Source organism: Shewanella halotolerans, assembly GCF_019457535.1.
In the GTDB taxonomy this organism is placed as follows: Bacteria; Pseudomonadota; Gammaproteobacteria; order Enterobacterales; family Shewanellaceae; genus Shewanella; species Shewanella halotolerans.
Genome location: NZ_CP080417.1, coordinates 1,354,853 through 1,375,211, shown reverse-complemented (window position 1 = coordinate 1,375,211; position 20,359 = coordinate 1,354,853). Strand labels below are relative to the sequence as shown.

General features: G+C 50.9%; 18 protein-coding genes. 5 read left to right on the top strand and 13 right to left on the bottom strand.

The window, feature by feature from the left end; all coding sequences use genetic code 11:
- Positions 1–250: 250 nt before the first annotated feature.
- The 5 genes from pcaC to K0H81_RS06005 form a co-directional block, all read right to left on the bottom strand.
- Positions 251–637 carry a 4-carboxymuconolactone decarboxylase gene (gene pcaC / locus K0H81_RS06025; protein WP_220060233.1) on the bottom strand — a complete coding sequence of 129 codons (387 nt, stop codon included), beginning with the start codon at positions 635–637 and terminating at the stop codon, positions 251–253.
- Between the two features lie 309 nt (positions 638–946).
- The gene (locus K0H81_RS06020; protein WP_220060796.1) at positions 947–1,807 is read right to left on the bottom strand and encodes a patatin-like phospholipase family protein; all 861 of its coding nucleotides are present in this window, start codon (positions 1,805–1,807) and stop codon (positions 947–949) included.
- Positions 1,808–1,909: 102 nt separating this feature from the next.
- Positions 1,910–2,386: a MarR family winged helix-turn-helix transcriptional regulator gene (locus K0H81_RS06015; protein ID WP_144200176.1), complete on the bottom strand. Its 477-nt coding sequence runs from the start codon at positions 2,384–2,386 to the stop codon at positions 1,910–1,912.
- Positions 2,387–2,623: 237 nt separating this feature from the next.
- Positions 2,624–3,412, bottom strand: coding sequence for an AraC family transcriptional regulator (locus K0H81_RS06010; protein ID WP_220060232.1), 789 nt, complete (start codon positions 3,410–3,412; stop codon positions 2,624–2,626).
- Positions 3,413–3,451: 39 nt separating this feature from the next.
- A complete protein-coding gene (locus tag K0H81_RS06005; RefSeq protein ID WP_220060231.1) occupies positions 3,452–3,895 on the bottom strand; it encodes a carboxymuconolactone decarboxylase family protein in 444 nt (147 codons plus the stop codon).
- Between the two features lie 389 nt (positions 3,896–4,284).
- Here K0H81_RS06005 and K0H81_RS06000 point away from each other — a divergent pair, with 389 nt between their 5' ends.
- Positions 4,285–5,700 carry an RsmB/NOP family class I SAM-dependent RNA methyltransferase gene (locus K0H81_RS06000; protein ID WP_220060230.1) on the top strand — a complete coding sequence of 472 codons (1,416 nt, stop codon included), beginning with the start codon at positions 4,285–4,287 and terminating at the stop codon, positions 5,698–5,700.
- A 267-nt stretch (positions 5,701–5,967) separates the two neighbouring features.
- Positions 5,968–6,138, top strand: coding sequence for a hypothetical protein (locus tag K0H81_RS05995; RefSeq protein ID WP_190272391.1), 171 nt, complete (start codon positions 5,968–5,970; stop codon positions 6,136–6,138).
- An 88-nt stretch (positions 6,139–6,226) separates the two neighbouring features.
- Here the strand turns inward: K0H81_RS05995 and K0H81_RS05990 are convergent, their stop codons facing one another.
- Positions 6,227–6,760, bottom strand: coding sequence for a YfaZ family outer membrane protein (locus K0H81_RS05990; protein WP_220060229.1), 534 nt, complete (start codon positions 6,758–6,760; stop codon positions 6,227–6,229).
- Positions 6,761–7,058: 298 nt separating this feature from the next.
- Between K0H81_RS05990 and K0H81_RS05985 the strand changes: the two genes are divergently transcribed.
- Positions 7,059–7,547, top strand: coding sequence for a glutathione peroxidase (locus tag K0H81_RS05985; RefSeq protein ID WP_220060228.1), 489 nt, complete (start codon positions 7,059–7,061; stop codon positions 7,545–7,547).
- 892 nt (positions 7,548–8,439) lie between these two features.
- On the opposite strand, the gene K0H81_RS05980 is transcribed toward K0H81_RS05985, so the two are convergent.
- The gene (locus tag K0H81_RS05980) at positions 8,440–10,260 is read right to left on the bottom strand and encodes a M1 family metallopeptidase (protein WP_220060227.1); all 1,821 of its coding nucleotides are present in this window, start codon (positions 10,258–10,260) and stop codon (positions 8,440–8,442) included.
- A gap of 215 nt (positions 10,261–10,475) precedes the next feature.
- Between K0H81_RS05980 and K0H81_RS05975 the strand changes: the two genes are divergently transcribed.
- Positions 10,476–11,384 carry a collagenase gene (locus K0H81_RS05975; protein ID WP_258406399.1) on the top strand — a complete coding sequence of 303 codons (909 nt, stop codon included), beginning with the start codon at positions 10,476–10,478 and terminating at the stop codon, positions 11,382–11,384.
- An 11-nt stretch (positions 11,385–11,395) separates the two neighbouring features.
- Here K0H81_RS05975 and K0H81_RS05970 read toward each other — a convergent pair whose 3' ends face one another.
- Positions 11,396–12,328, bottom strand: a complete 933-nt coding sequence (locus tag K0H81_RS05970; RefSeq protein ID WP_220060226.1) for an alpha/beta hydrolase — start codon at positions 12,326–12,328, stop codon at positions 11,396–11,398.
- 987 nt (positions 12,329–13,315) lie between these two features.
- Between K0H81_RS05970 and K0H81_RS05965 the strand changes: the two genes are divergently transcribed.
- Entirely contained in the window at positions 13,316–14,269 is a 954-nt protein-coding gene (locus K0H81_RS05965) for an IS110 family RNA-guided transposase (protein WP_220060225.1), read from the top strand.
- A gap of 29 nt (positions 14,270–14,298) precedes the next feature.
- Here the strand turns inward: K0H81_RS05965 and K0H81_RS05960 are convergent, their stop codons facing one another.
- The 5 genes from K0H81_RS05960 to phoB all read right to left on the bottom strand — a co-directional run bounded on the left by K0H81_RS05960 (position 14,299) and on the right by phoB (position 20,217).
- Positions 14,299–14,736 carry a GNAT family N-acetyltransferase gene (locus K0H81_RS05960; protein WP_220060224.1) on the bottom strand — a complete coding sequence of 146 codons (438 nt, stop codon included), beginning with the start codon at positions 14,734–14,736 and terminating at the stop codon, positions 14,299–14,301.
- 115 nt (positions 14,737–14,851) lie between these two features.
- Positions 14,852–15,502, bottom strand: coding sequence for an SMI1/KNR4 family protein (locus tag K0H81_RS05955; RefSeq protein ID WP_220060223.1), 651 nt, complete (start codon positions 15,500–15,502; stop codon positions 14,852–14,854).
- Positions 15,503–16,621: 1,119 nt separating this feature from the next.
- Positions 16,622–17,593 carry a PstS family phosphate ABC transporter substrate-binding protein gene (locus K0H81_RS05950; protein ID WP_011866544.1) on the bottom strand — a complete coding sequence of 324 codons (972 nt, stop codon included), beginning with the start codon at positions 17,591–17,593 and terminating at the stop codon, positions 16,622–16,624.
- A 324-nt stretch (positions 17,594–17,917) separates the two neighbouring features.
- Positions 17,918–19,210: a phosphate regulon sensor histidine kinase PhoR gene (phoR, locus tag K0H81_RS05945; RefSeq protein WP_220060222.1), complete on the bottom strand. Its 1,293-nt coding sequence runs from the start codon at positions 19,208–19,210 to the stop codon at positions 17,918–17,920.
- Positions 19,211–19,527: 317 nt separating this feature from the next.
- On the bottom strand, positions 19,528–20,217 hold the full coding sequence (phoB, locus tag K0H81_RS05940) for a phosphate regulon transcriptional regulator PhoB (protein WP_041406681.1): 690 nt from the start codon (positions 20,215–20,217) through the stop codon (positions 19,528–19,530).
- Positions 20,218–20,359: the final 142 nt, after the last annotated feature.

The following is a 20,359-nucleotide window of genomic DNA, read 5'->3' as shown; positions in this document are numbered from 1 at the left end:
AGGGCCGAAAATGTTCCCGACATTTTTCGGCATTCCCTCCATCCTTGGAGGTCAGATGGCGCACTGCGTGTCACAGCAGTATCTGCACATAAGGTCGCTTATTCACATCCATGTGATCGCGACATTGGTACATCCATTTACAGCCCCCGCCGGGCAGGCGATAAATATCCATGAAGGTACGACCTTCAACGCCCCTTCCAATAACAATCCCGGTCATCACAACAACAGAAACAAAAGAGCGAGAGTCCCCTTATGACTCCCCTTGCTGCCACTCGCTAATCACCTCATTGGCGGCGCGAAACGCCTCAACCCCAGCTGGCATGCCGCAGTAGACGGTGGAGTGCAGCAGCACCTCCTGGATCTCCTCGACGGTGCAGCCGTTACGCAGGGCGCCGCGCACATGGCCCTTGAGTTCGGTGGAGGCCTTGAGTGCGGCCAAGGTCGCTATGGTGATTAGGCTGCGGGTGCGTCTGTCGAGTCCCTCTCTGGCCCACACCTCGCCCCAGGCGTTGCGGGTCACCAGCTCCTGCAGCGGCTGGGTAAAATCGCTGGCGGACGACAGCGCCCTGTCGACAAACTCATCGCCCATCACCTCGCGCCTGATGGCTAACCCTTGAGCATACTTGGCCTTATCCATAGAGACTCCTTTAACATCATGATTATAAACACTCGTTTAAAGTGCTTGTAAAACCGCCAAAGGTCAACCCCATTCCTGAGCCATCAGCCAGAGCTAAGAAGCATCAGCCATCAACCATAATCATGAACCTGAGCTAAGGGGCATGAACCATCAATCATAACCATGAACCTGAAACATGCGTCATGAGACTAAAGAGCTGTGCGGATTAAAGAGAAAGGTTAAACAGCAAAAGGAACAAGGTTAAGACTGCAAGGTTAAGACAGATTAGGGTTCACCTAGTGAACACGAATCGCAACAGACGACGAAGAGTTAGCAGTTTTCGATAAAGGCCAACAGGCTTGGGATAAAGGCCTTGCCCTCCTCAAGGCCGCGACGATAGACGGCTTCGACCTTACTCACGTCCCGTTCCAGACGCGACAGTCCCAGCGGCGTGGCGGGCTGCAGCACCAGGGCACTGCCATCGACCTGAGCCTTGGCCAAGTCATCGAGCGCCTGATTGTAGACTTGGTGGCGGGCAAGCAAGGCGCTGGCCACCTTGGGATAGCGGCGATAGAGACGTTTCGCCAGCCATTTGGCCTTGAAAGCCGATTTACGGTAGTCCTGCTCCTGGGTCAGTATCACCACCTGGCGCTTAAAGCCATCTTCACGGGCCTTTGCCAGAGGGATCGGCGCGCCTATGCCGCCATCGAGATAGGGCGTGCCGTCGATGACGGTAGGTTTTGAGATAAACGGCAGGCTGCTCGAAGCAATAAGCACCTCGAGAAAGGAATCGTGATCGGCAAAGTCCGCCATGCCGAAGAAGTCGGTCTCACCTGTCAGGCAGTTAAAGGCCCCCACTTTAAACTCGGCCTCGCTATTGGCGAAGGCGTCGAAATCATAGGGCACCAGCTCGTGGGCCATGCGGCGATAGGTAAAGTCGGTGTTGACATAGTTGCCGGTGCGCAGCAGGTGCTTGAGCCCCATGTAGCGCTTATCGGCAAGAAAACTCTGTTGAATGGTGAGGTTACGCCCCATCTGGCGCGACAGATAGGAGGCTGGATAGATGGCGCCGGCGGATACGCCCACCAGATACTGAAAATGGATCCCCGCAGCCAAGAAGGCATCGAGCACGCCCGCAGTATAGATGGCGCGCAGGCCACCGCCTTCGAGTACCAAGGCGCAGTTATCCACCTTAAACTCGGCCGCTGCTGACGTTTCAGAGCCTGGCAAGGGTGAACCTGGCATTCCTGCTCCCGGTAATGCTGAGTCTTGTAGCGGCGCGCCCAACACGAGTTACTCTTCCGCCTGGATCTGTCCCACCAGGAGTACAGGGGCCGCATCCAGCTCCTGGGCATCCATCATGGAGGCAATACGCTCGACGGCCGAGAGCAACTGGCTCTGTTCCCAGTCTTCAAGGTTTTGATAACGCTTGATAAAGTGATCCTGCAGCGGCTTAGGCGCGGCCTTTAAGATCTCGATCCCCGCCTCGCTGAGAGACAGGTGCCACTTGCGCTTGTCTGACACGCTACGGGTTCTCACCACCAGATCACGCGCCTCGAGGCGATCGATAATGGTGGCAACCGTGGCGGGGCTGAGGGCCACTTCCTGAGCGATCTCCTTGGCCAGCGGACGGTCGTAGGCGGCAATGGTCTGCATCACCATTAACTGAGGGCCCGTTAGGCCAGACTGCTTATTCAGCTGGCGAGAATGTATGTCGATGGCGCGGATCACACGGCGCAGCGAAATCAGTAGTTGTTCGTACTTTTCCATAATCTCCTCTCGTTTCAGCCGCACCATACCAGAAATATTTTCCAGACTCATGCTCTATTAGCAAAAAAGCAATACAAGCTTATCACTTGCTCTGCTTTTGCACTAATGCCAAGGGCTTATCTATGCTGAGGTTTTTTTAATATCGAGAAATATGGGGTTAGCAGAACGCTTGCAAGCCGACGAAGGCTTGAGGCACTAGGTATTGTGCGCTAGATATTGGGCATTAGGTATTTGCCCTTAGCCGGCATCTTGAGCCAGACACTGGCGATAACGCTTGGGGGTGATCTTAATCAGCTGTTTCAGCTCCCGGGTCATATGGGCCTGATCGGCAAAGCCAAGCGCTAAGGCGATATCGGCAAGGGGCGCCAGAGGTAAGAGTTTCAAGGCCAGCAGGGTCTGTCTCGCCCGCATCAGCCGCTGATAATATTTGGGGGTCATCTCGAGATAACGGCGAAAATACCTCTCTATCTGCCGCTGACTCATGGCCCCATTCTCAAAGGCCGTCATGTCGGCATCGGGCCTGTCTAGCGCCTGCAATACCTCGTTGATCACTCGTGGCAATGGCTGGTTTAGCGTCTGATTGGCTCGCAGCCAGCGATAGGTCAGGCTTAACCGCTGACGATGGCCACAACATGCGCGCAGCGATGCCGCCAAGGCCATGAGTTCCGCATGAGAGGTGAGCGGCGTAATGGCCTCCCTCCCCTGCTCGAAGGCGAAACGCTCCATCATCCAGGCCCGACCGGCGCCGGGCAGGAAACGCACGCCAACGGCCAAGGCCCCCGGCGGCAGCGTCACCCTGGTGGTCTGCTTGTTGACGGGCAGGAGATAGACTCCGGCGGGCACCTCCTGCTCGTCATAACCCAGCGGCGCACCGAGATTAATCAGCAGGCCGCTGGCCGCATCGCTATGGAGCCAGGCATGCAACTCATCGGCCTCTGCCGGGCACGAAACTGACCAGATCCCCTGAACTAAGTCAGACAGCGCGCCCTTAGGGCAGAAGAGGTGAAAGTCTAAGTCGCTGCTCACGTTTGCTCCCTTTAAATTCTGGTCTCAAAACCTGTCTGTCTAGATAAGGCCAGACTTGAGCGCCTTACAGAGACGATTCCAACTATTGATCGCGTTGATCCCCAAGGTCAAATCGACCAACAGCTTGTCGCCAAAATAGCGCCGCGCTTGTTCACGGGCCTCGATAGAAATGTGCGGCAATGCCAGTTGCTCGGCCCAGGTGAGCGCCTCACGCTCCGCCTCGCTGTAATAGGGTAGACCACGCCAGGCACTGAGGCCGACAATCTTCTCTAGGCTTACGCCCAGCTCCAAGGCGAGCTTGGTATGCATCTCAATACAAAAGGCGCAGCCATTCGCCTGAGAGACATGCAGTTTCAACAGCTCAATCTCCGCCAGCCCCAACTTCTCATGGTCACTAAACACCTGCTTTAGATAGTTTTCTTGGTTGTATAAGATGCCCAGGGCCTCTGGCGCTAGCGTCATGTAATCGATACTTGTACTCATTTGGGTTCCTCCGATAGTCGAGTAGCATCAGGATACCCAGCATCTGATTCGCGCTATTGCAGATTTTCGACATCTGGCGAACTTAATACCAATCGTAATAAGTAATTGATCATTCTAGCTTGTTAAAACGCTCGATAACTGTATTAGCATTTTTAATTGTAGAGTAGCTACTTATCTAAAAATCCTGCTTTGTTCTCAAGCGTTTTTACTGCGCTATTTCTGATCACATACTTACTGTGATTGGTATAACCTGCCGGTGTGAATGAGGCGAGAGTGGCGACTAGATTCAAGGTTTCATGGGTCGTTTCGCGTGCCCCGGCGGTAGCAAATATGCCGACATCTGGTACACTTGCGCCCTCAGAAACAGATCTCAGCTTAGGCGTACACTCATGGGCGACTCCACAACTTCGGCAACCACCTCTAGCAAGGCTCCTCTGGCGGTCGCCAGCATCGACAGCGAGCAGCTTCATCAGGCGCTAAACGCCCAGAGCGGCGCCGAGAAACGCGCCCTGAGTTACAGTCTGACCATACATCAGCTATTTTGTCAGACGCTGCAGAGTAAGCTGCCGGGGGACCGCATTCTGGCGGATTATTTTCGCGCCCATAAGAAACATGGCTCCAAAGACAGGCGAGTGATCCGCGAAACCCTGTTTGGCCTGTTTCGCTGGCATGGCTGGCTCAAGTTAATCCCGTTAAAGGATGATAGCCAGCAGGCGATCGCCCAGCAGTGGTTTGCCCAGCTGACCATGACCGCCGCCCTGGAGGCTCATCCCTGGCAGGATATCGTCTCGGCCTGGCGCGGGTTTGCTGAACTCGATGAGCCAGTAATAAATGCTCAAGCAGACACTGACGCTCTTAAGATCAAGCAGGCCACGCTAGAAGCCGCTTTCCCAGCTCAAGTCTTCCCCTTGACCGCACTGGCGCCGGACTGGTTCTGGGCCCATTTCGATCAAGACCTCGAGATGCAAGAGCGCTTAGTATTCAGCCTGTGCAGCCGCCCGCCCATCTGGGGTCGTCTGCAGGGGATCTCCCTGGCTAAGGCCAAGGCCAAGTTGGCAGAGCAAGAGATAGAGGCAAGCGGCAGCGACTACTTCAAAGATGCTATCAACCTTGGCCATAAGAGCATCAACCTCAATGGCGTGGCACTCTATAGCGAAGGCAAGCTGGAGATCCAGGATCTCGGCTCTCAGGTGATAGGCAACATCTGCGCGCCCAAGGCCGATGAAACTTGGTGGGACGCCTGTAGTGGCGCCGGTGGTAAGAGTCTGCAGCTGCGCTCGCTCATGTTGCAGCAAGATAGCGAGGCCAGCGGCAGCGTGGTCGCCTCTGACATTCGCCGTAAACCGCTCGAAGAACTCACTAAGCGCGCCAAGCGCGCCGGTTTTAGTCAGATCAGCACCCAGCCCTGGCAGTCAGATGCCCTGCCGGTTGCCGCCGGTCATTTCGATGGCGTGCTGGTCGATGCCCCCTGTAGCTGCACCGGCACCTGGCGACGCAATCCAGATATGCGCTGGCTCGATGATGCCAGTGCCATCACAGACAAGGCGAGCCTGCAGCTGGATATATTAAGCCGCGCCTGTGAGGCGGTAAGACCCGGCGGCGTCCTGGTCTATGCCACCTGCTCGATTAGTCCAGTCGAAAACCAAGAGGTGGTCGAGGCCTTCCTGGCTAAACGTCCCGACTTCAGCCTGCAGACACTGACCCATCCTTTCACCAATGAGGCGACACAGATGCTGACGGTACTGCCCTATCAGGCTGATAGCGACGGTATGTTTGTCGCTAAGATGATCCGCCAGGGCGAGTAGTCTTCCCATCTCTCAACACGCAGCGCCGCACTCTTGCGGCGTGCGCTTTCTCCGTGCTCTGACTCAGTACTCTGACTCTGGCTCAGTGCACTGGCTCAGGGCTCTTGCTCCGTGCTCTTGCTCCGTGCACTGGCGGCGCACGTGTCACCTGTTCGTCTCATCTCTGTCACCTAAGCGTCATCTTAGCTTCTTACCATGCGGTTTCGGCTAGGCCTAGATAGCACAAAATAGGTCAGTAAAGATCGGTAACGAGAGACAGGTGAGATCATGTCACACTATGATGAATTTGAGATGGCATCGGAGCAGACACCCACTTGGGAATTTGATGCCCAGGATAAACTACGCAACAAGCGTAGCAAGCAGAGACGTCGCCATCAGGCAAACCAGCCAAAGCGTTATGACCATGATGACGAGTTTGACGAAGAGATCTGGCGCTAGCCATTCTTGAGTAAATACCTAACTTAAGTGAAAGCTTGGGTGAACGTAAAACCGTGCTCACCCAGTGTGCCAAACGGCTAGTCGCCGATTAGAAGTGGGCGCTGGCGCCGATATAGAAGCCACTGTCGAAGGTGTTATCGGGGCGATTATCGTACTGCAGGCGTATATTACGGTAGCCGGCAAACAGTCCCAGGCTGGGGTTGACCTGAAACTGGATCTTGCCATCCAGCTCGTACTGGCCATCGACGCTGCCGAAACTCAGCACGGAAGGCGCATAGTAGGCCGAGGTCCTAAGAGCAATGTTTGAGCCCAGATCCAACGAGTAACGTCCGCCGATCGCCACCACGCTGCCGTTACTGCTATTTTTCGCCCAGTAATGGGAAAACTTTGGCCCTATCTCGAAGTGATGCGCCCCGGCATCGTGACTCATATGGGCCGCGGCCGACACAGTGTGCCCCTCGTGATTGGAATATAGATACCCCATCACCAGATTGGCCGACGGATTAAGATCCATCTGCAGATCCGTAGAGATCACATCATCGTTTATTCCAAGATTAAAGTCGTTGGCCTGGGCCGTGAGGCTCAGGGTGCCTAAGAGCAGTAGCGCAAATTTGGTTTTCATCTTCACCCCTTAAAATGCGGTTTTTATTCGGCCAAGAGGGTATCAGACTGTATTTTTGTTCACCATTAAATATGCTTCATTAAATTGTTTTTAAAGGCATTATTAACAAGCTCGCTGCATATTCACCCCATAGGCATTACAAGCTCATTGAGTCAGACACAAAGGTCACCTAAGCCTGCTCGATGCCGGCCCGCAGCATGTTAGGACTCCTGAGAATTCCTTCCCTCGAAACCGCAATTTAAATTGCGCGCAATGTATTTTATTGCTAGGCTTATAGCATCATCAGGAGGAGCCTATTATGTCGATTTACGATTTTTCACTCACCCGCATCGATGGCAGCACCCAGCCGATGGCGGATTACAAAGGTAAGGTACTGCTTATCGTCAACACGGCCAGTAAATGTGGCTTCACCCCTCAATATCAGGCGCTACAGGCGCTGTATGAGCAGTTCGGCCCTGAGCGTTTTGCCGTGCTCGGCTTCCCCTGCAACCAATTTGGTCAGCAGGAGCAAGGAGATGAGAGCGAGATCAGTCAGTTCTGCGAACTTAACTTTGGCGTCAGCTTCCCGCTCTTTGCCAAGATAGAGGTGAACGGCGACAAGGCTCATCCTCTGTATCGTTACCTCAAGCGTGAGGCCAAGGGGGTGCTTGGCAGCGAATCGATCAAATGGAACTTCACCAAGTTCCTGGTCGACGGACACGGATGTGTGCTGGAACGCTTCGCTCCCACCACAAAACCTGAATCTTTGTCAGAAAAAATTGCTGCTTTAGTGAGCCAATCCAAATAGATAGGAGAATGTTGGAAATATTTTCAAACATTTTTGGTTATTTTTTGAACTTTTCAATGTTTGAAAACTCCAATTATTGAACGCGAAGATTTGCTTTTTCATGTTCATCATTCTCCCTGGGACTTCTAGCGCAGTCCCCCTAGATCTAGATGGATCGACAGGCAACCTCCTTGGTTGTCTTTTTTTATAAAAATCATCCATATCAATCTATTAGGATTTAAACTTGCACTGCTGGCAGCCCTACAACAAGAGCGATTTATGCCAATTACCAACGGCAAGATGACGATCTGACATCTATACTAAAAGGTTAAAATAGCCCCTTTGGCGACGGATAGGAAAAAATTTGAATTTTTTACAAGCTTTATTGAACTTATCTGCTAAGGGAGACTCTGAATAAGTGAACGGATTAGCGGGTTGGGTAATTTAGCTAACGAATGATTCGGTAGGCTTACCTGGCTCAAGTTACATTGTTCATCATCATCTCCCTTTGGTGACCCTCTAGGTCCCAAGAGCATCTACCTCGCTAGCGCATTGAGGTTTATGACTCGACACTTATTTGATTCATGGCAACCTTTGGTTGCCATTTTTTTTGCCTGTTTAGACACTTTGGTGCCTAGCTTCCCAGCTAACGGGAAAAAATCGGCCTTTTTCGAAAATTTTTTAACTAATTATCGCGACGTGGGGAACTAACTCGATATTGGTGACTCTGAAGAGATGTAACAGATTTTTCATCATTGTTTGTTCATCATCTCCCTTCGAGACTGAATTGGTCTCAGGAGGCAAGAAATTTCGCTAGCGCACAGATTTCTTTCTCCAAATAGATAGTTGTGGCAACCCCTTGGGTTGCCATTTTTTTATCCTGCTTCTTTCGTTCTACTGCAAGCGATCTGTCTTACTGCAATAGCTGTTTATCCAGCTGCACCGACAACGAAGGATGGTAGCCCGCCCTCGCCTTCTGATAGATGCGACGCAGCTCCTCGCCATAGCCGGCCAGCAGCAACTCGTTGTACAGGGGACGCACAAACTTACCCCGCCCTATCTTCATCAGATAAGCCTCGACGAAAGGCAGTACGGGATCGTAATGATTACGTATGGCGACCCGATACCAGTCACAGGCGATCTCGGCATTGGTGCTGCGGCTAAAATCGAAGCTGGTGTCTAAGTCAATCAACGCCGCTTGCTCTAGCACCTCGGGCAGGCTGTTCAGGAAGTACTGCCAGTGGTGCACTCGCCAACCCGCCGTGTTGGCCTTATTGATCGGCTCTCCAGCGAGCCAGGCGGCGCGTAGGGCATCGACCTTCTCCAGGCTGTCTGAGCTAGGCGGCACGAACCAGGCGGGCATCCCCTCGCCATAGACCCACTCGAGTAACTCGGCCTCGGTTATCTTATTGCCGTGCTGGATAAGCAGTGTCTGTCTGGCGTAATCGACGAAGGTTTCAGTGGTGATCGCCTCGAAGGCAAAATGATTCACATACTCGAACAGGAAACGGTCGAAGGCGTCACGCCCCAGACGATGCTCCAGCTCGTGAACAAACATGGACGCCTTATCATAGGTGAAGCGGTTAAAGGCATCGTTAGGGTCACCCGCCTGCACATTGGCCGGCAGGGTCTGCGCCTCGAGTGGCATGCTCACCAGCTCCTCCTTGAGCCGGCCATATTCCAGCACTACCTCCAGCTCGGCCAGCTCCTTGCCATACACGGCCTCGACGATGCGGTTAGTGAAATAGGTGGTAAAGCCTTCGTTTAACCAGAGATCACGCCAGGTGGCGTTGCTCACCAGATTGCCCGTCCAGGAGTGGGCCAGTTCGTGGGCGACGGTAGAGACCAGGCTCTTATCGCCGGCGATGAGTGTGGGGGTCATGAAGGCGAGCCTTGGATTTTCCATGCCGCCGAAGGGAAAGCTTGGCGGTAGGATTAGCATGTCGTAGCGATCCCAGGCATAGGGGCCTAGCAGGGACTCGGCGATCTCCACCATCTTCTCGGTATCTTCAAACTCCTTCACCGCCGCAGATAGCACCTCGGGCTCGGCATAAACGCCGGTGCGCGGGCCGATAGCGCCAAAGTGTAGGTCTCCAACGGCAATCGCCAGCAGATGGGTCGGGATAGGCTTTTCCATCTCGAAGCTAAACTCACCCGTTAACGGCGCATCGCCGCAGTTCATGGCGCTCATCACGGCGCGCATGCCTGGCGGCACTGTGATCTTGGCGTCGAAGGTGATTCTCGCCTTGGGGCTGTCTTGCAGAGGGATCCAGCTGCGAGCGTTGATCGGCTGCGACTGACTGAAGAGAAACGGCAACTGCTTACCACTGGTCTGCTCCGGCGACAGCCACTGCAGCCCCTGAGCCGAGGGCGAGGTATGATACTGCACAGTGATCTGTTTACTTGGCGAGCTCAGTTCGATCGCCAGGCGCTGCCCGCGCACCGCATCTTGCTCATCCAGTCGATAGACCAAGGCATTGCCGGCCTCGTCCTGCACGCCGATGATGGTGAGCTCACGGGTATCTAAGTAGAGGACACGGCAATCTTGCTCGCGATAATCTAAGTTAAGCTTGGCGCTACCTATGAGTTGCTGCGCCGCAAAATCGACCTCGAGGGCTAGGCTCAAATGCGTGACCCGCAGGGCGTCCACATTGGCAAATGAATGATGATCTTGTTGATTATCCCACTGAGTGACCACAAGGATTCCTTTTTTATGATGTTGGGCTGGTGCCATTTTAGTCCCGCAGGCCAAGAATGTCATGGCCACCCGATAGAGCGACCTGACTAAATAAAGCCTAAGGCGATTGGCTTAAACAAATGGCCATTACAAACGGGCTAAGCAAACGGGCAATACGGACCGCTTATACAATCTGCGTAGAAATTGACTTCGACGAATGAAGGTGAAACAATTGGGATATTTTATACAAAAATAACAATAAGGAAACCTCTGTGTCTCAATCATCTCTCATGGGTTTTGTGGCGGTCCTGCCCCTGCTGACCAGCTTCCCCCTGCAGGCAGGTGAAACCTCGCCGGTTGCACCATTACAACAAATCTTAAGCCAGAATCACGACTGCAGCCCCACGATCACCATTCGCTCTCAGGCGCTCACCCAGGAGCAGATAACCCAGGCCTGCGCCCTGATGCAGAAGCAGGAGGCCAAGTTCCACCAGCTATTTGGCACCCAGGGCAAGCCGGTCGCCAATGACAACAATCAGCGTATGCGCGCCAACGTCTATCACAGCCGCGACGACTATACCCGCTATGTCACGGCGCATTTCGACGTGCCAAGCGACAACGGCGGCATGTTCCTGGAGGGACTCCCCCACCTGGCAGGGAATCAGGCAGAGTTTGTCGCCTATGAGCGCGGCGGACAGATCTGGAACCTGGCCCACGAGTATGTGCATTACCTGGATGGTCACTTCAATCTCTATGGCGACTTTTGCGCCTCGCTGCACGACTCCCACAGCGCCCCCGAATATTGCCCTGAGCCGGCGCCGCTGCTGCCTCACCTAGTGTGGTGGAGCGAAGGGCTGGGGGAATATATCTCTCAGGGAGACGACAACCCGGCGGCCATCGCCATCATCGCCAAACAGCAATTCGAGCTGAGTGAATTGTTTAACACCAGTTACGAGCACAACGGCGGCACGGATCGCGTCTATCGCTGGGGCTATCTGGCGGTGCGCTTCATGATGGAGCGTCACAAAGACAAGATAGACACCATGCTGGGCTTTACCCGCAAGGGCGACTACCCGAGATATCAGGCATTGGTAAAGCAGTGGGGCACCAGCATGGATGCAGAGTTTCAGGCCTGGCTTAAGGCGCTGAATGCCAACAACACCGCTAAACAAGCCTCTTAAAGCCGAGCTTACTACTGAGTACTGCCTTCTCCATCGCGCGCCAGGAGCCAATAAAGGCCTTGGCTTGCCGTGGTGGGAAAAGCGGTTTCGTGGCGCGCCCCCGCTATGGTGAGGCTCTCGAGTACCAAGTTATCCCCCAGCTGGCGCCTTAGGTGGCGACCGAGTTTATCCGCCCCGGCCACCATGTCGTGTTGCATCCCCGCCTTAGCAGGCGTCTCCAGCGCGCCGACCGCCAGGAACACTCGCCGCGCCTGTTTATCATCGGCTCTCGGCTTCGCCGTTAGGGATAACAGCTGCTCGCCATTAAACCACACCGACGGACTGCCCAGCACATAGTTATCAAACAGATTCGGCTTCTCCAGTAGCAGATAGGCCCCAAGCAGACCGCCGAGTGAGTTGCCGACGAAGGTGCGCTCCTTGTCATCTACCCGATAATGCTCAGCCATGAAGGGTAACACCTGAGTCTCTAGATAATCGGCGTAGCGACTGGCGCCGCCGGTTGTTAGCTTCCAGCTCGAATCGTTAAAGGGGGTATAGTCCCGCACCCGGCTCTGCGGCCCCTTGTCCCCCTTAGCATAGGAGAGCCCGACTATGATGGCCTCACGCATCTTGCCGCTATTCATGGGAAAGCGGGTCATACCCGAGACAATCTGAAAGGCATAGGGCGCATCGGAGACATAGACCACAGGGTAATGTCTCGTACTATCGGCTTGATAAGAGCGCGGCAGCTTGACCCAGAGCGGATAGATGCGCTTACTCACGGGATCGGTCAGCTCGAACACAGCGGTACGGGGGATCTCTACCTTAGGCGCTTGCGACGTTGAATTAAGCTCCAGAGAGCCGGGCGCCGCTTGCTCGGATACCGCTACCGGAGTGGACGCCTGAGTGGCCATAGAGAAAATTAAGAAGATAGCCAGCGATGTGACCAGATGGGGGAACTTCATGTCGGCGCAATGTCCTTATTGATGACGAAAGATGAGTAGTGAGTCAGGCAACAGACTACTTTAGCCGGTGCTAAACATGAAGCTTTTTATTGATTTAATAAGGTTTTTTAAAAAAGATGAAAATATTTCAGAATTTTTCTGAACTAATCCCGATGAAAGCACTCTGATAATATGAACAGAATTTGCATCGATTAGTTATCCCAGTGACAGGTCTTAATTAATCATCAGTGTGTTTACCGTTCATCATCATTCCCTTTAGATAGTTTCTAGCGCAACTATCCTTAGATTCCGAATTTGGAACTTAAGCGACCTCATCAGGGTCGCTTTTTTTTATCCTGAATTTGCCGACGTTTACCTTCTCATGAAGGGCCTGACATTAAGGCTTACAGCATCTTGCCGTATAGATTTTACTTCGCAGATAGATGCGTTGACCTTCATGGTTTTGAATTGCCTGCGGCAAGCTTTATGTGCAAACACATTTGTGACACGCTACGAGCACATCCATGTGAGCTCTGCCTCGGCATCCATGCCTCGGAAGGTCACAAATGTGTTTACACCAGTATCTATAGTCTCTTCGATTTAACGTTATTGCACTGCCAAGCTTTAAAAACATTCTTGGACATTTTCGAGTTAAAGTCTTAACTCTAACTTGTGAGTTTCAGATAAAAATTTCTATGAGTTAACGCTTTGCTAAGGGGTAATTGACTGTTGGCTATACTTGCGCGAAGCGCCAAGCCAACTGTTAATTGTCCCAGTGAGTTTACGAACAAACTTGAGCAACTTGTATGGTTAATCCTGTTCCATTTTAGGGTAAATTGGAGGCCCACCCTCAATGGCCGTTGAGGGTCTTTATGCAGTAGCTCGATTGAATGGCGGCTCCTCTTACGAGAGACCGGTAACAAGTGGGTAGCGCTGCATAACTCCTAGCAATAACTCGAACAGTCATTGGGGCCTCGAGCCCGTATAGCAAGGCAGAGTAAGCTTATAATGAACAACCATAAAAACCAAACTGAAATCAATGTCGGCGTTGATGTCGGTAAGTCACAGCTCGATATCGTTCTACATCCACTCGACCTACATTTATCTATCCCAAATGACCCTGAACATATCCAGAAAGTCATTCAGGTACTTAAGAAGCATCCGGTAAAACGTATCGTCACTGAGGCGACGGGTCGTTATGAGCATGCCTTTGTCTTTGCCTGCGATAAAGCTAATTTACCCGTTGTTATCGTCAATCCAATCAAAGTTCGTCGCTTTGCCCAAGCTATCGGTGTCATGGCGAAAACAGACAGAATTGATGCTTCAGTCATCGCTCAATTTTCGGCAATCATTAAACCTGAGATAAAGCAACTTCCGGATGAACAGTCAAAAATAATCAAAGACTTACTAATCAGACGAACTCAGCTACTTGAAATGGCAACGATGGAAAAAAATCGTCTCCAAATCATGCCCAAAGAGCTTCATAAATCAATTAATACTTTGCTTAAATCACTTAACCAGCAAATAGATAAACTTACGGAAAAACTCGATAAGCTCGTAGCCCAGGTCAAAGAATGGCGCGTCAAATCGGAAATATTGACGAGTGTTCCTGGGGTGGGGAAAGTGCTTTCCTACACTCTGCTTAGTGAAATGCCAGAGTTAGGAAAACTAAACCGAAAAGAAATTGCCGCCCTAGTTGGTGTCGCTCCCATGAACCGCGAAAGTGGTTCTTACAAGGGTAAACACAGGATCCGTGGTGGTCGCCACAGAATACGTACAGTCATGTTTATGGCGATGATGTCTGCCATACAGTGTAATCCTGTTTTTAAGCGCTATTACCAGCGTCTCAAAGCGGCTGGAAAAATGCCGAAAGTAGCACTGATCGCCTGCATGCGAAAGCTCATCGTGATCTTGAATACCATGCTTAAAAGCGAGGAGCTGTGGTGCGCAGAAAACGGATAAATATATTGACTAAACACCACAGTCACTTGTTAGAACGTTTTTTCCATGAATAACAATTTCTTACCTTCATAGAACGCTTCTTTAAATTGCGTATAGCCCAGCTTTTTATAAATATATATTCCTCTTGAGTTTGATTCGAATACATCTAACCAGACTTTTGAACAGTTTAAGTTTTCCGCACAATACTGTTCCATCTCTTTAATTGCGAGTTGACCAAGACCCTTTCCTTTGGAAGCAACAACAATTCTCCTGAACTCAACGACTTCTTGGCTTTCTTGCGACAAAATTATGAAACCTGACAACTCGTTTTCGTAGTACAAAGACAGATAAATTACGTCATTGCTCTCTATTAGACTTGCGTGCTTTTCTAGTGAATAAGGAATAACAAAGCCTTTTGTATCATGAGAACACTCCATTTCAACAAAAGCCCTGGCTTCTGATATCACCGACTTTCTTAATTCTAACACCATATTTTCCTAAACTTTCTAACGCCCGGCTCACCGAGCAAATTTTTGATGGCGGCTTTTTTGCGTGTCTTTGCAAAAAAGATGACAGCGGAAATTTGTCCGGTGCAACCGTTTGTTATGCCTTGATTCCAAGGACTTCTCTGAGCCTAATAGCATTTACGCAATTACCATCTATATGTTTTTTGCCATTTTCAATAAATGGCAGTTGCTGCCAGTCTTCACCACCAACACAGCCAATGAGACTACTCTCACAAACGAAATCTTTGAAGTTTTTAGCTAACTCGACTCCATGCCCATCACCGTCATCATGGCTCAAATAAACTACTGACTCCGAACCGGAGGAAGACAAATCAATAGCTAAATAGTCGCCGTTACCCACCTCATGAAACGCAAGTTTGTTGTGCCAGACAACATCGTATGGATCTTCTTCGTTTGGGAAACACTCCTCAACCCAACCATTTTTAGATTCATTGAAATCATAGATCCAATCTAGTGACCAATGTCTATCACCCGAAAAAATCTCCGACAACTCTCCTTCAAGTTCGAACTTGTCCGGGAAAAACCAGCGGAACTCGACTTTTCTTGAGAAGTTAATCAACACCTCTCTCAACGATGCGGGTAATGAAAATCCAAGCTTTTCTTCTAATGCTAGTACTTCGTTTTCAGTTGCCGGCTCTTCTATAGTAAAAGCCTGAAGATCACCTCCAATAGCTTTGACGGCATCAGCGAAGGCCTTCCAGTTTTCTATAACTTCACTATATTCCATGATTCACTCTTGAGGCATAACATTTTATTAGTGCGCATGCGCGTTTACCTCGTTGGACCAGTGAAAACGCGCACAGTTAACTATCTGTATATAATGAACTTATCAGCATTTTGCCGCTTTTCATATAAGTAATCCATCTGGAAAAACGCGCATGCGCGTTTTCCAAACCTATTATTTACTTAACAAGGATTGCAATCAGTTGTTTTTGAAAGGAGTTATATTATCAATAACGGCAATACGCGCACGGATTTAGACTTAAAATCACCCAAAAGTCACATAATTTAAACATGACTGTATATCTGTCCAGTTTCTACGTCTTGTGGTGAATCGCACAAACAGGACTTAGATAAGAAATTGTTGAGTAGTAAGTTTGCGATTTACTGGCAGACCAACAACTCACTTCGGGGCAAAACCAAATCAGCTTTTTCATTCCCTTTTCACCCAAACACGGCCAAATCGAAGAAACGTTAGATACCAAGTGTAGATGCATCTGCGGACGTCGATGGCTGGGCCAAAAATGTTCCCTACATTTTTTGGCATTCCCTCGTCGGGCAGGCGTTAGCTTGCCATGAAGGTACAATCTTCAATCTACTCATTGATTCCAAATCGACCAAAGCCAAAATCCATAGCACTGACAGATGAAGTTAAATCGAAGAGACGTTGGATACCAAGTGTAGATACGCCGGTGACCTTCGGTTTCAGGGATGAAACCGCAGAGCGGCCAGGGATGGCGTACAGCGTGTCACAGGCGTATCTGCACAACCCTCGCCGGGCAGGCGTTAGATAGCCATGAAGGTGTGACCTTCAAGTCCATAGCAAATACCCAAGCAGCCAAACGCTACGACCTGAAAGCATTCCCACATTCCCTCGCCGGGCAGGCGTTAGATTGCCATGAAGGCATTACCTTCAAAATCCCATCAAATGCCCAAACTGGTAGACGCTACAACCCGAAAGCATTCCCACATTCCCCCGCCGGGCAAGCGTTAACTTGCCATGAAGGTAGGCTCTTCAAACACATTCAATAAATAACAATGTAACCAAGACTCAAACAAAAATACCGTCTTATTTGGAAGACAAAAAAGGCCTCACTAGGAGGCCTTTTCAGTTCAAGCTGTCGTCTTACAGACGGATACCCGCTTTTTCTAGGTCTTTCGCAGTCACACTACGTGGTAGTGGCACATAACCGTCTTTCATTACGATTTGCTGACCCTGCTTTGACAGTACGAAGCGTAGGAATTCACGCTCTAGTGGTGCCAACTCTTTGTTAGGGTGCTTGTTCACGTAAACGTATAGGTAACGTGATAGTGGGTAGCTACCGTCAGCAGCGTTAGCAGCCGATGCTTCGATGTAGTTGGTACCTTTCTTAGCGATAGCAACCGCTTTCACGCCTGCCGTCTTGTAACCGATACCTGAGTAACCGATAGCGTTAAGTGATTGAGATACAGACTGAACCACTGATGCAGAACCAGGTTGCTCGTTTACGTTAGCCTTGAAGTCGCCCTTACAAAGTGCTTTCTTCTTGAAGTAACCGTAAGTACCAGATACTGAGTTACGGCCATATAGCTGTACGTCTTTAGCAGCCCAAGAACCGTCCAGGCCTACATCGCCCCAACGTTGAACATCGCTACCGCCACACTTGTGTGTTGCAGAGAAGATGCCGTCGATCTGCTCGATGCTTAGACCCTTGATTGGGTTATCTTTGTGTACGAATACTGCAAGAGCATCGATTGCTACACGGATAGCAGTTGGCTGGTAACCGTAGTGCTTTTCGAATGCTTCGATTTCGTTAGGCTTCATCTTACGGCTCATTGGACCGAACTGTGAAGTACCTTCAGTCAGTGCTGGTGGCGCAGTAGATGAACCCGCTGCTTGAATCTGAATGTTAACGTTAGGGTACATCTCTTTGTACTCTTCCGCCCATAGGGTCATCATGTTGGCTAAAGTGTCTGAACCTACAGAAGATAGGTTACCTGATACACCACTTGTTTTTTCATAAGTTGGCAGTGATGGATCAAGAGCGGCCATTGAGGCTGCTGAGAATACACTAGCGGCTGTTAAACTCACCGCACCGACAAGCTGTTTAAGTTTCATTCTATGCTCCAGTGTTAAGCGGACTTGCTTACTCGTTTCATTTAAGTTGCAGCCAGTATCAATCGCAACGGTGACAAGTCTATGACTGTGATGTGACACTTAGATGACAATGACAAATTAAATTGCCGCAAATGCGCTTTTTAGCGTCGCCATATTAAGTTTGACATCAAATCGTCAAGTTTGCGTCATGGGTGACGGCGAGTGCCATAACCTAAACGCCATAAAATAAACCCCATAAAAAAACGCCGTCATTATCGACGGCGTTTAATCTATTTAATCCAACTAATACCAAACTTCAGCCATCTAATACCTCACATCAAACCGCTAAAGGTCAAGCAGATGATTAGGGATGATGAAGCTAAAGCGACTACCTACCCCGAGCTTACTCTCTATGGTGAGATCGCTCTGGTGATGATGCAAAGCGTGCTTGGTGATGGCCAGGCCCAATCCCGAGCCACCACTCTGACGAGAACGCGCACTATCAACCCGGTAGAAGCGCTCGGTCAGACGGGTAAGATGCTGCGGCGCTATGCCCTCGCCGGTATCTGTCACGCTAAACTCGGCCCCCATAGGCACACGTTTCCAGCGAATGCTGATCTTACCGCCGGGCTCGGTATAACGAATGGCGTTCGACACCAGGTTAGAGCAGGCACTGCGAAGCTGCACCTCGCTGCCATAAAGATTCAGCCCGGGATCCGCCTCGATAGACAGTTCATACTGCCCCATGGCCAGCGCCTGCGCCTCCTCTTTGAGCGTCTCCATGAGCACTGTCATGTTCACCTTGGTCTCAAGGTTAACCGCGCTGCCATCTTCGATGCGCGACAGCACCAGCAGCTGTTCGACCATGGAACGCATGCGGTTGGTCTGCTGCTGCATCTGCGACATCGCCTTGGCATTGGGCGAGTCTGGCTCGGCCATCCCCTGCATCATCTCCAGGTAACCCTGCAATACCGTCAGCGGCGTCTTAAGCTCGTGAGAAACGTTGGCCACAAACTCCTTACGCATCCCCTCGAGCTGGCGAATACGTGTGATGTCACGGGCAATCAATAGTCGCTGCCCCGAACCATAGCCCATGATACGTATCTCCAGGATCCGGCTATCACTCTGGGTGTCGATAAGTTCGAACGGCTCGTCGAAATCGGCCTGCTTGAGGTATTTGGAGAAGTCGGGGTGACGGATAAGGTTGTCGATCCGCTGACCGTTATCCTGGGGCCACACCAGGCCTAACATCAGCTGAGCCAGCTTGTTACACCAGGCGATGTTGTTCTCTGAATCGAGCACCACGGCCGCATCGGGTAGCGCCTCAGCTCCTTGTCTGAAGCGGGCGAGAAGATAGGCAAGTTGGCTGACACGTTTACGGTTTTTACCTTGCAAACGGTAGATACCGTTGAACACCCCTTCCCAACTGCCACTGCCGTTGGGGGGCGTCAGCCGCTTATCGCGCCACAGCCAATAGTTGAGTCTTGAGATCTGTTTATAGTGCCAAATGAGCAGGGCGATACTGCCCAGCAACATGATCCACAGCACCTGATTTATGAGTAATCCAACGGCAAGACAGAGCAGTAGATATATCACTAATCGAGTGAGTAGTTGATACCCTGAATATGAATCAAACATAGATAAGCCATAGTAAGCGAATGGGCACAAGATAGCTTAAATTGCCGCTTGTGCCTATCAATTTGCTTGGATCTATCGACCCTTGCTGTTTGTTTCTGCGGCGATCTTTCGTGTTTTTCCCCAGCAGTCCATGTCTGAAGCAATGATGTACACAGGCATGGGATGGCTGATAAATAAGACACAAGAGGCGCGGCCCCTAGGGTTCATCTAAACAGCGTCTGTGCTTTCTTGCCGGCTAGCAGTCTATCGTTACAAACCCCAAGCCATGCAATCAAAACCTGTTTAGATGAATCTTAAACCACAAAGAAAATTTGGCCCTAGAGACGGGTCGAGAAACGGTAGCCGGCACCACGAACGGTTTGAATCAAACGGTCGTGATTCGATGGTTCGACGGCCTTACGTAGGCGACGAATATGCACATCGACGGTTCTGTCTTCGACATACACATTGGTCCCCCAGACATTGTCTAGCAGCTGCTCACGGCTGTAAACGCGCTCTGGATGGGTCATGAAGAAATGGAGCAACCTGAACTCGGTCGGGCCCATCTCCAGTACCTGATCGCCCACTGTCACGCGGTGGCTCACAGGGTCGAGTACCAATCCTTGTACGTCTATCGGCTCTTCCAGTGCCGTCGGTGCCGCGCGGCGCATTACCGCCTTGATGCGTGCCACCAGCTCTTTGGGCGAGAAAGGCTTGGTAATATAGTCATCGGCGCCCACTTCGAGCCCCTTCACCTTGTCTTCCTCTTCGCCACGGGCCGTCAGCATGATGACGGGAATGTGACGGGTAAACTCATCCTGGCGCAGTTTCTTGGCCAGCTGGATACCACTGCCGCCCGGGAACATCCAATCGAGCAACACCAAATCTGGATAAGGTTCTGACAACATATCCAATGCTGAGTCGAAATCCTCTGCTGTAGTTGTCGTAAATCCATGTTGTTCTAAAACAAAAGCTAACATCTCTCGGATGGCCAGCTCATCTTCAACTATCAAAATCCTAGCAGTCATATGCGATCTTCTATCTGTGAATTCCCACGTGTCCATTATTGGTCTTTTTTATTACAAAATTATGAAACCGCAGGGCTAGTTTGTCATAAAACAGCTTATTTTGTCATAAATCTTACATCAAAAAGGGAGGCATAAGCCTCCC